This window comes from Novosphingobium sp. GV079 (genome assembly GCF_003058045.1).
GTDB classification, from domain to species: domain Bacteria; phylum Pseudomonadota; class Alphaproteobacteria; order Sphingomonadales; family Sphingomonadaceae; genus Novosphingobium; species Novosphingobium capsulatum.
The window spans coordinates 168,541-181,611 of record NZ_QBUE01000005.1 but is presented as its reverse complement, the minus strand read 5'-3'; the positions used below and the strand labels follow the sequence as shown (position 1 = coordinate 181,611).

Here is a 13,071-nt window from a genome sequence, read left to right as displayed (position 1 = left end):
AAAGAGATTCGCCCAAGCCCTGGTGTGAAAGCGCGGCCCATAGGGCATGGGCAGGATGACGTCAAAATTGACGGCATCGCGGACTCGCGCAGATTTCCACCACCCCCAAACCCCCTCCTCTAAAGAAGATGGGGCTTTTGATCCTCCCTCCGCTCGCGGGGGGAGGTGGCGGCCGCAGGCCGTCGGAGGGGGGCCATGCCCCTGCGTACCTACCCCCGGATATGCAGCACGCAGATCAGGGTGAACAGGCGGCGCGCCGTGGCGAAATCGGTTTCCACCTTGCCGTCGAGCCGTTCGAGCAGCATTTCGGCCGCTTCGTTGTGGACCCCGCGCCGGGCCATGTCGATCGTCTCGATCTCTTGCGCGGTGGCGCGGCGGATCGCCTGGTAATAGCTGTCGCAGATCGCGAAGTATTCGCGGATCGGGCGGCGGAACCGCCCCAGGCCCAGCACGATGCTTTCCAGCAGGCTGCCGCTCTCGTCGGCAATGTCGAGCGTGAGGCGGCCATCCAGCACCGACAGGCGCAGGCGATAGGGGCCTTCATGACCGGCGGCGCAGGAGCGCAAGGGGCGGAACGTGTTTTCCTCGATCAGGTCGAAGATCGCCACGCGGCGCTCCTGCTCCACATCGGCGTTGCGCCAGACGATCGTCGTTTCGTCCAGCTCGATATGCGAGATGCGCGGGTCCGCCATAAGATCTCGAGTGTTGCAACATGGCGGGCCGCGCAGCAAGCGCCTTGCCGGGCGCAGAGCATGCTACCTTGGTGGAAGAGGGGGCCAAACCGTCCACAGCCTGTGGAAAACGCCTGCGCGGATCGCGCACGTCGCCGCCTTGCCACACCCTTGAGACTGGTTCATTTTGACAGGCATGTCCGCCAGCGAAGCCATTCTCGCGCGTCCGGCCAGTGAGGTCCGTGCGCTTCCCGCCAATGTCGAGGCAGAGGCCGCCTTTCTGGGCGCCGTGCTGATCGACAACCGCATCATGGAAGAAATGACCGTGCCGCTGCGGCCCGATCACTTCTTTGCGCCGGTGCACGGGCGCGTGTTCGAACGCATCCTGGCGCTGATCGATCGCAAGGCCGTGGTCACCCCGGTCACGCTCAAGCCCTATTTCGAAAGCGACGAGGAGCTCAAGGAGCTGGGCGGCACCGCCTATCTCGCGCGCCTTACCGCCGATGGCCAGGGCCTGTTGGCACCGCGCGAGCTGGCGCAACAGATCTATGACCTGGCGCTGCTGCGCGAATTGATCAGCGTGGGCCGCAACCTGGTCGAAGGCGCGATGGACACCAGCGAGACGGTGGAACCGTTGAAGCAGGTGGAGCAGGCCGAAGCGGCGCTGTTTTCCGTGGCCGAAGGCGCGCAGACCGGCAACGAGGCGCAGACCTTTGGCCAAGCCACCCGCGCCAGCCTGGAAATGATCGAGAAGGCGCTGCTGTCGGGCGGGCACATCTCGGGCACGACCACCGGCCTTACCTCGGTCAACGAAAAGATCGGCGGCCTGCACGATTCCGACCTTATCATCCTCGCCGGCCGCCCCGGCATGGGCAAGACCTCGCTTGTCACCAACATCGCGTTCAACTGCGCCGACCGGCTGCGCGATGACATGGCGCGCGGCATACCGGCCAAGGATTCGGTCGGTGCGGCGGTCGCTTTCTTCAGCTTGGAAATGAGCGCCGACCAGCTCGCCACGCGTATTCTGGCCGAACAATCGGGCATCAGTTCCGAATCGCTGCGCATGGGCCGGATCAGCCGCGAGGATTTCCAGCAGCTTTCGTTCGCCAGCCAACGCCTGGCCGAGCTGCCGCTGTTCATCGACGATACCCCCGGCCTTTCGATCGGTGCGCTGCGCACCCGCGCCCGCCGGCTTAAGCGCCGGCACGATATCGGCCTGATCGTGGTCGACTATCTTCAGCTGCTGTCGGGCTCGGGCAAATCCGACAATCGCGTCAACGAAATCTCGGAAATCTCGCGCGGGCTCAAGACTCTGGCCAAAGAACTGGCGGTTCCGGTGATCGCGCTGTCGCAGCTGTCGCGCGCGGTGGAACAGCGCGACGACAAGCGGCCGATGCTCTCGGACCTGCGCGAATCGGGCTCGATCGAGCAGGACGCCGACATGGTCTGGTTCGTGTTCCGCGAAGACTATTACGTTGCCTCGCGCGAGCCCAAGCGCCCGGTCGAAAGCGATGACGCCAAGACCCACGAAGCCCATGCCGCCTGGATGGCCGAGATGGAGCGCGTGTTCGGCCTGGCCGAGCTGATCGTGGCCAAGCAGCGCCATGGCTCCACCGGCAAGGTGCGCCTGCGGTTCGAGGCGCGGATCACCCGATTCAGCGATCTGGCGCCCGACCAGATGATGCACGACATGGACGATTGATGCCCTTGGCGGGCCGTGCAATTTGCCCGCCGCCGCCCTTTCAACCGGCCACCGGTTTTACAGTTGCGACGAAACGCAGCGCGCATGCGCCGGGCGGCGTCGAATCAGGGAACCACCCGCCTTTGCGCCAGAGTCACAATGGCTTATCGTGGCGCAACGAAATAATAAGGCGGGTTGGGTTAATCCCTCATAATGGTCGGGCTTCCATCAAAGCGTAAATTGCGCATCCTGGCTGCTGCACTGGCAGCCTTTCCGGCCCTGGCGGCCACATCGCCTGCGGTGCAAAGCCGCCCGCCGGCCGCGGTGCAAAGCGCGCGTGACCTTGCCATTCAGCAACGCGTTGCCTCCATTGCTGCTGCCGCGCGTGGCCGCGTGGGCGTTGCCGCGATGGACCTGGACGGCGGCGGGCAAGTGCTGATCAACGGCGACATGCCTTTTCCCATGGCGAGCACCGCCAAAGTGGCCGTATCCGCCACGTTCCTGCAGATGGTGGAGCAGGGCCGGTTCCGGCTAGACCAGCCCCTGCCGATGATGATGCCGGTGCCCGAGGCGGCCGGACGCCGCAATCTCGTGGCGATGGTTCGCCCCGGCCCGGTCTATACCGCACAGACCCTGATCGAAAAATCCATCACGCGCAGCGACAACCACGCCACCGATGGGCTGATCGCCGCGGTGGGTGGCATCGGCGCGGTCAACCGCTTCCTGACGCAGACCGGCATTTCCGGCCAGCACCTTGATCACACCATGGCCACGCTGGTGCGTGACGATGGGCGAATCAACCCGGCCCGCGCCATCGACACCGGCACGTCGAGCACGCCGCGGGCGATGATCGCGCTGCTTTCGGCGATCGACCGCGGTGGCGCGCTGGGCCCACAGGCCCGCGCCGTGCTGCTCGATACGATGACCCGCACCAGCACCGGCCGCAACCGCATCCGCGCCGGCTTGCCCGAGGGCGTGCTGCTGGCCCACAAGACCGGCACGCTGGCCGGGGTGACCGATGACGTGGGCATCGTGCGCATGCCCGATGGCCGCCACCTGGCCATGGCGATCTTCGTGGCCGGGCCGGAAAACCACACGGCCCAGGCCGGGATGATCGCGCGCATTGCCAGCGCGCTCTATACCGGATTCCTCCAGCCGTCAGACGGACCGAACCTGACGGGCGAAGTTTCGCGCCGGCGGTAACGCCGCGTCGCGCTAGCGCCCTTCGACAGGCTCAGGGCGGACGGGACCGTTGATAGTCCAGCACGAGCGCCGTTCGGGCTGAGCTTGTCGAAGCCCGTTAGCGCAAGGCCCAGCACCATCCCCAAGCCCCCTCCTCTAAAGAAGAGGGGGCTTTTGGCGTTCTGCTCCTCCTCTTCCGAGGGGAGCGGGGGTGGTGATGGACGCCACTGACATCGCTGCGCCGCACAAGCCGTTTTATCGCGATTCGCGCCGCACACGCGAAAAAGGGCGCGACCACGAAGGTCACGCCCTTTTCTATCTGTAACCTGCCCTTGCGGGCGGGGATTACATCTTCGCGGCAGCGCTCGCGTCAGCGGCGGCTTCCGAAGCCGAAGCGCTGGCGTCAGCAGCAGCAGCCGAAGCGTCGGCCGAAGCGTCAGCAGCTTCGCTGGCAGCTTCAGTGGCGGTGTCAGCCGGCTTTTCCGAGCAGCCGGCGAGGGCGAAGGCGGTGCCGGCGACGGCGGCGAGGATGAGCTTGCGCATGCGTTACAATCCCTGGATTGAAGTGAACCGCGCCGGGCAAAGCCCGCCGCAAAGCCTACTCCCACGGTAGACTTCGACGTCCCAATTAATCGGCAATTCATCGGCTTGCAAGCACAAGACGACAGCATTGCGACGGGCCGTCGCTATCGCCCTTAGCGGCAAGGGTTTTTTGCGCGAGCGCTGCTGCGCCAAAGCGCCCTGCCAAAGCGATGAAGCGTTAAATCTGCGTCATTCTCTTACGCAACTGCACACATCCATAAGGGTGCAACCGCAAACGGCGCGGCCTGTTCCAGATTCAGCACCAGACCTGTGCGAATATGATCCAACATACTGCCTGCATGGGCGGATTTGCCTGACTCGCGCGTGATCGGCCATGCCGGGCAACGCCCGGCGTTGTGGAATTTGTCCACCCCGCCTAGGACACTGGCCATGGATTCCCGCAACCACCTCTATCTCGTCGATGGCTCGGCCTATATTTTTCGGGCCTATCACCGCCTGCCACCGCTGACCAACCCGCAAGGCGTGCCGGTGGGCGCGGTCTATGGCTATACCACCATGCTGTGGCGCCTGGCCGAAGACCTGCACAAGGCCGATGGCCCCACCCACCTGGCGGTGATCCTCGACAAAAGCTCGATCACGTTCCGCAACGCCCTGTACGATCAATACAAGGCCAACCGGCCGCCGCCGCCCGAAGACCTCAAGCCGCAGTTCCCGCTGATCCGCGATGCCACGCGCGCGTTCAGCCTGGCCTGCATCGAGGAAGAAGGCCTGGAGGCGGACGACCTGATCGCCAGCTATGCCCGCGCCGCCACGGCCCAGGGCTGGGACGTGACGATCGTGTCTTCCGACAAGGACCTGATGCAGCTGGTGGGCAAATGCGCCCAGGGCGGCGGGGGCTGCGTCGACATGCTCGACACCATGAAGAACCAGCGCATCGGCATTCCCGAAGTGGTGGAAAAGTTTGGCGTCCCGCCCGAGCTGGTGGGCGATGTCCTGGCGCTGATGGGCGATGCGGTCGACAATGTGCCCGGGATTCGCGGCATCGGCCCCAAGACCGCGACCAAGCTGATCGTGGAACACGGCGGCCTGGAAGGCGCGCTCGCCGCCGCGCCGACGATGAAGGCGGGCAAGCTGCGCGACAGCCTGATCGAGCAGGCGGACATGGCGCGCCTCTCGCGCCAGTTGGTGGCGCTCAAGGAAGACTGCCCGCTACCCGTGCCGCTGGAAGACTTTGCCTTGGGCCCCATCCCGCCCGAGCCGCTGGCCGCGTTTCTTTCCACCCACGGTTTCACCAGCCTGCTGCGCAAGCTGGGCACCCCAGCGCCAGCTGCTGCTGCCGCGGCGGCGGGCAATTCGCCGGCAGCGGGCACGGCTGCCACGCCCGCCCCGGCCGAATCGACGCGCCAGCCATTGCCGACCTGGCCGGCGATCGACCGCGACGCCTATCCTTGCGTGCAGACGCTGGAAGCCTTGCAGGAATGGATCGACCGCGCCTTTGCCGCGCGGCTGGTGGCAATCGATACCGAAACCTCTGCGCTCGATTCGATGCGCGCCGATCTGGTCGGCGTGAGCCTGGCGGTAGGCGCAGGCCAGGCCTGCTATATCCCGCTGGGCCATCGCGGCACCGACATGTTCAGCGAGGTGCCCAGGCAGATCCCGCGCGAGGCGGCGCTGGCCGCGCTCAAGCCGCTGCTGGAAAGCGCGGCGGTGATCAAGGTGGGCCAGAACATCAAGTATGATCTGACCGTGCTGGCCCGGCACGGCATTGCCGTGGCGCCGATCGACGATACCATGGTGATGAGCTTCTGCCTCGATGCCGGGCGCAGCGAAACCGGCTTGGCCGGCCATGGCATGGATGAACTGGCCGGGCGCCATCTCCAGCACACCACCATGCTGTTCAAGGACGTGTGCGGCAGCGGCAAGAAGCAGATCTCGTTTGCCGAAGTGCCGCTGCCCGACGCCACGCGCTATGCCGCCGAGGATGCCGACGTGACCTGGCGGCTGCACCAGCTGTTTGCCCCGCGCCTGGCCGACGAGGGCGGCACGCGCATCTATCAGCGGGTCGATCGTCCGCTGGTGCCGGTGGTGGCGCAGATGGAGCGCCACGGTATCCGCGTCGATCGCGAGCAGCTGGCCAATCTATCCACCCGCTTTGCCGCCGAGATCGCGCGGCTCGAAGCCGTAATCCATGAAAAGGCCGGCGGCCCGTTCACCATCGGCAGCCCCAAGCAGCTGGGCGACGTATTGTTCGACAAGCTGGGCTACAAGGGCGGCAAGAAGGGCAAGAGCGGACAGTATTCCACCGACCAGTCCGTGCTGGAAACCCTGGCCGGCCAGGGCGCGGAAGTGGCCACGCTGGTGCTGGAATGGCGCCAGCTGTCCAAGCTCAAAAGCACTTATACCGATGCTCTGCAGGCCGCGATCAACCCCGATACCGGCCGCGTGCACACCAGCTATAGCCTGGTGGGCGCGCAGACCGGGCGGCTTTCGTCCAACGATCCCAACCTGCAGAACATTCCGATCCGCACCGAGATCGGGCGCGAGATTCGCGAGGCCTTCGTGGCTGCGCCGGGCCATGTGCTATTGAGCGCCGACTATTCGCAGATCGAACTGCGCCTGGCCGCGCACATCGCCGATGTCGGCCCCTTGCGCGAAGCCTTCGAGCAGGGCGAGGACATCCACGCCCGCACCGCGCGCGAGCTGTTCGGCGAAGTGAACCGCGACACCCGCGGCCGTGCCAAGACGATCAACTTCGCCATTCTCTATGGCATCAGCCGCTGGGGCCTGGCCACGCGGCTGGGCACCAGCGCCGACGAAGCCCAGGCGATGATCGACCGCTATTTCGAGCGGTTCCCCGGCATCCAGCGCTATATCCACGAAACGCTGGAAAGCGTGCGCGCCAATGGCTTTTCCGAAACGCTGTTTGGCCGCAAGACCTGGTTCCCGCGCATCAATTCGGGCACCCAGGCCGAGCGCCAGGGCAGCGAGCGTGCAGCGATCAATGCGCCGATCCAGGGCACCAGCGCCGATATCATCAAGCGCGCCATGGCCCACATGCTGCCCGCGCTGGCAGAGGCCGGGCTGCCGCGCGTGAAGATGCTGCTGCAGGTGCACGACGAACTGGTGTTCGAGCTGCCCGAGGAAGATGTCACTGCCGCGAGCGAAGTGATTCGCGCCGTGATGGCGGGGGCGGCAGCGCCATCGGTGCAATTGACCGTGCCGCTGGGCGTGGAAATCGGCACCGGGCGGAGCTGGGGCGCGGCGCACTGAGGGCTGGCTTGGTCTAAGTCTAACATGCCCTCCCCAACCCCTCCCGCTCGCGGGAGGGGCTTTTCTTCTCCCCCTCCCGCTTGCGGGAGGGGGTCGGGGGGAGGGCATGTGACACCAACAACTGCCACCGATTTGGCAGCACCCCCACCCGCCCCCTTGTGACCCCGCGCCGCCATCGGCCACCGTGCTGGCATGGTTTCGCTTGTCTCGACCGTGGCCTATCTCGGCCTGGAAGCCCGCGCGGTGGAAGTGCAGTGCCAGGTGGCGCCGGGGCTGCCCTCGTTCCGCGTGGTCGGCCTGCCCGACAAGGCCGTGGGCGAAAGCCGCGAACGCGTGCATTCCGCGCTGGCGGCCCTGGGCCTGAGCCTGCCGCCCAAGCGCATCACTATCAACCTGTCGCCGGCCGACCTGCCCAAGGAAGGATCGCATTACGACCTGCCGATCGCGCTGGCCCTGCTGGCGGCGATGGGCGTGGTCGATCGCGAAACCATTGCCGATTACGTGGCGGTGGGCGAACTGGCGCTGGATGGGCGGATCATCCCCAGCCCCGGCGTACTCCTGGCCGCGCTGCATGCCAGCGGCGCCGAAAAGGGCCTGATCTGCCCCGCCGCGCAAGGCACCGAGGCGCGCTGGGCCAGCGGCATCGACGTGATTGCCGCGCCCGATCTGATCGCGCTGCTCAACCACCTGAAAGGCACGCAACGCCTGGCCCCACCCGAAGTGGGCGAGGCGCTGCCGCCGGTGCGGCTGGCCGATCTCAAGCAGGTGAAGGGCCAGGAAACCGCCAAGCGCGCCCTGGAAATCGCCGCTGCCGGTGGGCACAACCTGCTGCTGATCGGCCCGCCCGGCGCTGGCAAATCGTTGATGGCCTCGTGCCTGCCCGGCATCCTGCCCGAACTCACGCCCAGCGAGGCGCTCGAAACCTCGCTGGTCGCCTCGGTGGCCGGCACTTTGGAAGAGGGCCGGATCAGCCGCGCACGGCCATTTCGCAGTCCCCATCATTCCGCCTCGATGGCGGCGCTGACCGGTGGCGGCTTGCGCGTGCGGCCGGGCGAAGTGAGCCTGGCGCATCTGGGCGTGCTGTTCCTCGACCAACTGCCCGAGTTCCAGCGCGCGGTGCTCGATTCGCTGCGCCAGCCGCTGGAAACCGGGGAAGTGACAGTGGCGCGCGCCAATGCCCACGTGACGTTCCCGGCGCGGGTGCAGTTGATCGCGGCAATGAACCCCTGCCGCTGCGGCCACCTGGGTGATCCGGCGCTGGGCTGCAGCCGCGCGCCCAAATGCGCCGCCGATTACCAGTCAAAGGTATCCGGTCCGCTGCTCGACCGCATCGACCTGCATGTAGAAGTCGATCCGGTATCGGCGGCGGATCTGGCCCTGCCGCCACCGGCCGAAGGATCGGCGCAAGTGGCTGCGCGGGTGGGCGCCGCGCGGGCACGCCAGACCGCGCGGCTGGAAGGCAGCGGCCGGCGCAACAATGCCGAGCTGGACGGCGATCTGCTCGACCGCTTTGCCACGCCGGACGAGGCCGGGCGCCAGCTGCTGTTCAAGGCGGCCGAGGCGATGCGCCTTTCCGCGCGCGGCTATACCCGCATCCTGCGCGTGGCGCGCACCATTGCCGATCTGGCCGGGGCCGAAGGCATCGGCCGGGTGCATGTGGCCGAGGCGCTCAGCTATCGCCGAACAGCGCCCCGGGCCTGACCCCCTACCGTCCGGCCATGGCCTTGGCCTTGGCCAGATAGGTCCGGCCGATGCGCAGCATGGTGCCATCGGCCAGTTCGGCCGACCAAACGCCCAGGCCATCGTGACGCAGCCCCAGGATGCGGTTGCGCCGCACGATGGTGGAGCGGTGCAGGCGAATGAACTGCGCCGGGTCGAGCCGGTCTTCCAGCCGCTGGATGGTGTGCAGCATCAGATAGCTGCGCTGGCCCACGTGCAGCCGCACATAGTCGCGCTCGGCATCGATGCGATCGATATCGCCGGCGGCCACGCGCACCAGTTCGCTGCGGTGGGGCACCCAGAATTCCTCGATCCACTGCGCAGCCGGCGCCGTGGCATCGTCATGAGCAGGGGCAGCCGCAGGCACGGTGGGCGCCGGGGCAAGGGCCGGATCGGCCAAGGCAGCCTGGCGCGACAGGGCACGCTCCACCGCGCGTTCCAGCCGCTCTTGCGCCACAGGCTTGAGCACATAGTCGACCGCCTCGCAATCGAACGCCTCGACCGCGAAGTGATCGTGCGCGGTCACGAAGATCACCATCGGCTTGGGATTCTGCCGCACGAGGGCGCGCGCCACGCTGAGCCCGTCGAGTTCGGGCATCGTCATGTCGAGCAGCACGAGCGCCGGCGAAAGCGCCTCCACCAGCCGCAAGGCGGCCGCCCCATCGGCGGCGGTGCCCACGATCTGCAATGCGGGAATGCGCGCACACAGGATTTGCATGCGTTCGATGGCCAGGGGTTCGTCGTCCACGATCAGGGTGCGCATGGGGGCCTCAAGCAAGGTTGGATACGATGGGCAGGGTCAGCACGGTGGCATAGCCACCGGCCGGCAAAGGCGCGCTTTCCACCCGCGCCTGGGCGCCAAAGCGCGCGGCCAGGCGGCTGCGCACGTTGGCAAGGCCAATGCCGGTGCCGCCCGTGGGCAGGCTGGCATGATCGGCGCCAGGGCCATCATCGGCCACGGTCAGCACCAGCAGCCCGGCCGAAATGCGCGCGCGGATGCTGATCGTCACCGGCCGGGTGGTGGCAGACACGGCATACTTGATCGAATTTTCCACCAGCGGTTGCAGGATCATGCCCGGCACGCAGGCCTCGCTCACATCCTCGGGAACATCGAATTCCACGCGCAGCCGATCGGGAAAGCGTACGCCTTCGATCGCCAGGTAGTGCCGCTGCAGCGCGATCTCGTCGGCCAGGGTGACATCGGCGGTAGGATCGCCGGCCAGGCTGTGGCGATAGAAGCTGGAAATAGTCTGGATCATCCGCTCGGCTTCTTCGGTGCGGCCGACCATGACCAGCGCCGAGAGCGAATTCAAGGTGTTGAACAGGAAGTGCGGATTGACCTGATAGCGCAAGGAGCGCAGTTCCGCCGCCTTGGCCGCGCGGCGATATTCGCCTTCGCGCCATTCGGCGGCGCGGCGCTGTTCGGCATTGCCCAGCGCCAGATAGAGCGCGGCCCAGGCGATCAGCAGGAAATAGCGGCCCAGCGCGATATCGGTCAGTTCCTGCCAGCCCTCGTCCTTGTTGATGTCCTGGTTGATCTCCTGCGCGGTGGTGGCGGGCGTGGCTGGTTCGCGCGTGATGATATGCACGCCTGGCGCGGTGATTTCGGTGGTGCCATCGGCATGATGGCGCACGCTGACGTTATCGCGTTTCGGTGCCGCCTTGGGTGCTCGCGGTGCAGGGGGCTCCGGCGGCACATCGCCGGCCGCAGGCGGCGCGGGCGGTTCGGGTGGCTCGGGCGGGATCGCCGGCGCTGACGGCGCGGGTGGGGCAATATCGATCAGCATGTTGCCGCCGGTATTGCGCTGCGAAGCTTCCTTGCGCGTGGCGGCATCCTGGCCGGCATCCTGCTTTTGCGCCTCCTGGTCCCAGCGGGCCTCCACCGGCGCAAACGCCTGCTGGTTGATCAGCGCCAGCAACAGGGCTGCCGGCAACATGATCACCAGCGCCAGCGCCACGCGCCAGCCCAGCCGGCGATGATCCCAGCGGCGCAGCAGCGGCCAGGCCAGCACGGTCACGGCAATCCCGGCCATGGTCACCAGCGCGCGGCGCCACAGCAGTTCGATCCAGATCGACAGATCGGTATCGGGTGGCCCGACCAGGGCCCAGCGGATCGAGACCAGCACGAAATAGCACAGCCACAGCGCCGCCGCCGACAGGACCACCTGCCGCGCGGTGACGTGGCCCATGCCGGGCGGGGTATCGTCGGAGGTAGGGGCGGGGTCAGTCCGCTCTGTCATGGCCATCACGCCTTGCTACGGCACGCGGGCACACCGCGCCAGTGCGGCGGTCGAACAGCGTGGGTGGTTGATCGAGAGTTTGCGCCAGGTTTCCACCAACCCCGCCCCCCCTCCTCTAAAGAGGATGGGGAGCAGACACAAAAAAGCCCCCTCCTCTTCGGAAGGAGGGGGTTGGGGGTGGTGCGAGGCCTAACGCCCGGCCAGCGGTCAGGCCGGCAGCAGGCCTTCGTCGGCGATCTTCTTCTTCCACACCAGCGGGGCGAGCTGGTGCACGTTCTGGCCTTCGCTATCGACGGCCACGGTCACCGGCATGTCTTCCACAGTGAATTCGTAGATCGCTTCCATGCCGAGGTCTTCAAAGCCGACGACCTTGGCTTCCTTGATCGCGCGGGCAACGAGGTAGGCCGCGCCGCCCACCGCCATGAGATAGGCCGACTTGTGCTCGGCGATCGACTGGGTGGCCGCCGGGCCGCGCTCGGCCTTGCCGACGCACGACAGCAGGCCCTGGTCGAGCATCATGTCCATGAACTTGTCCATGCGCGTGGCGGTGGTGGGGCCAGCGGGGCCAACCACTTCCTCGCGCACCGGATCGACCGGGCCGACGTAATAGATCACGCGGCCCTTGAAATCGACCGGCAGCGGCTCGCCCTTGGCCAGCATGTCCTGGATGCGCTTGTGCGCGGCGTCGCGGCCGGTCAGCATCTTGCCGTTGAGCAGCAGGCGATCGCCCTGCTTCCAGCCCTGCACTTCTTCTGGCGTCAGCGTGTCGAGGTTGACGCGCTTGGCCGCGGCATCGGGTGCCCAGTGCACCTGCGGCCATTCATCCAGCTTGGGTCGTTCGAGATAGCTTGGCCCGCTGCCATCCAGCGTGAAGTGCGCGTGGCGCGTGGCGGCGCAGTTGGGGATCATCGCCACCGGCTTGCCAGCGGCATGGCACGGCGCGTCCATGATCTTGACGTCGAGGATGGTCGAAAGCCCGCCCAGCCCCTGCGCGCCGATACCGAGCGCGTTGACCTTGTCGAAAATCTCGATGCGCAGGCGCTCGATATCGGTCTGCGGCCCGCGCAGCTTGAGCTGGGCCATGTCGATCGGCTCCATCAGCGCCTTCTTGGCCAAGAGCACGCAGTGTTCGGCCGTGCCACCGATGCCGATGCCGAGCATGCCCGGCGGGCACCAGCCGGCACCCATCTGCGGCAGCATTTCGAGCACCCAGTCGACGATCGAATCGCTCGGGTTCATCATCTTGAACTTGGACTTGTTCTCGCTGCCGCCGCCCTTGGCGGCGACATCGACGGTCACCTTGCTGCCCTTGACCATTTCGACGTGGAGCACGCAGGGCGTGTTGTCACGCGTGTTGCGGCGGGTGAAGGCCGGATCGGCCAGGACCGAGGCGCGCAGCTTGTTGTCCGCATTGAGATAGGCACGGCGCACGCCTTCATCGACCACGTCCTGCAAGGACTTGTCGGATTCCAGGCGGCAATCCTGGCCCCATTCGATGAATACGTTGACGATGCCAGTATCCTGGCAGATCGGCCGGTGCCCTTCGGCGCACATGCGGCTGTTGGTCAGGATTTGGGCGATGGCATCCTTGGCGGCCGGGCCCTGTTCGGCCTCATAGGCATCGCCCAGCGCGCGGATGTAATCCATCGGGTGGAAGTAGCTGATGTATTGCAGCGCATCGGCCACGCTTTCGACCAGATCCGCTTCCCGGATCGTCACCATTTCCGCCATCGCAATTTCGCTCCTGCTACAGCATTCTGCCAAT

The 13,071-nt window shown here is 66.6% G+C and carries 9 protein-coding genes; 4 read left to right on the top strand and 5 right to left on the bottom strand.

Annotated elements, in window-relative coordinates; genetic code table 11:
• Nucleotides 1–209: 209 nt before the first annotated feature.
• Nucleotides 210–692, bottom strand: a complete 483-nt coding sequence (locus C8K14_RS08740; RefSeq protein ID WP_022677662.1) for a UPF0262 family protein — start codon at nucleotides 690–692, stop codon at nucleotides 210–212.
• A gap of 175 nt (nucleotides 693–867) precedes the next feature.
• Between C8K14_RS08740 and C8K14_RS08735 the strand changes: the two genes are divergently transcribed.
• Both C8K14_RS08735 and C8K14_RS08730 read left to right on the top strand, forming a co-directional pair.
• Nucleotides 868–2,373, top strand: coding sequence for a replicative DNA helicase (locus tag C8K14_RS08735; protein ID WP_054131702.1), 1,506 nt, complete (start codon nucleotides 868–870; stop codon nucleotides 2,371–2,373).
• 192 nt (nucleotides 2,374–2,565) lie between these two features.
• On the top strand, nucleotides 2,566–3,555 hold the full coding sequence (locus C8K14_RS08730; RefSeq protein WP_051146437.1) for a serine hydrolase: 990 nt from the start codon (nucleotides 2,566–2,568) through the stop codon (nucleotides 3,553–3,555).
• Between the two features lie 324 nt (nucleotides 3,556–3,879).
• Here C8K14_RS08730 and C8K14_RS08725 read toward each other — a convergent pair whose 3' ends face one another.
• Nucleotides 3,880–4,077 (bottom strand): hypothetical protein, encoded by a 198-nt coding sequence (locus tag C8K14_RS08725; protein WP_022677666.1) that lies wholly within the window; start codon nucleotides 4,075–4,077, stop codon nucleotides 3,880–3,882.
• 429 nt (nucleotides 4,078–4,506) lie between these two features.
• On the opposite strand from C8K14_RS08725, the gene polA reads away from it, so the two are divergent.
• Complete coding sequence (polA, locus tag C8K14_RS08720) at nucleotides 4,507–7,347, top strand: DNA polymerase I (RefSeq protein ID WP_107716396.1); 2,841 nt, start codon at nucleotides 4,507–4,509, stop codon at nucleotides 7,345–7,347.
• A 192-nt stretch (nucleotides 7,348–7,539) separates the two neighbouring features.
• Entirely contained in the window at nucleotides 7,540–9,048 is a 1,509-nt protein-coding gene (locus C8K14_RS08715; RefSeq protein WP_107716395.1) for a YifB family Mg chelatase-like AAA ATPase, read from the top strand.
• A 4-nt stretch (nucleotides 9,049–9,052) separates the two neighbouring features.
• On the opposite strand, the gene C8K14_RS08710 is transcribed toward C8K14_RS08715, so the two are convergent.
• The 3 genes from C8K14_RS08710 to C8K14_RS08700 all read right to left on the bottom strand — a co-directional run bounded on the left by C8K14_RS08710 (nucleotide 9,053) and on the right by C8K14_RS08700 (nucleotide 13,037).
• The gene (locus C8K14_RS08710) at nucleotides 9,053–9,829 is read right to left on the bottom strand and encodes a LytTR family DNA-binding domain-containing protein (protein ID WP_107716394.1); all 777 of its coding nucleotides are present in this window, start codon (nucleotides 9,827–9,829) and stop codon (nucleotides 9,053–9,055) included.
• A 7-nt stretch (nucleotides 9,830–9,836) separates the two neighbouring features.
• On the bottom strand, nucleotides 9,837–11,306 hold the full coding sequence (locus tag C8K14_RS08705; protein ID WP_233250982.1) for a sensor histidine kinase: 1,470 nt from the start codon (nucleotides 11,304–11,306) through the stop codon (nucleotides 9,837–9,839).
• A gap of 207 nt (nucleotides 11,307–11,513) precedes the next feature.
• On the bottom strand, nucleotides 11,514–13,037 hold the full coding sequence (locus C8K14_RS08700; protein ID WP_062783331.1) for a fumarate hydratase: 1,524 nt from the start codon (nucleotides 13,035–13,037) through the stop codon (nucleotides 11,514–11,516).
• Between the last annotated feature and the right edge of the window lie 34 nt (nucleotides 13,038–13,071).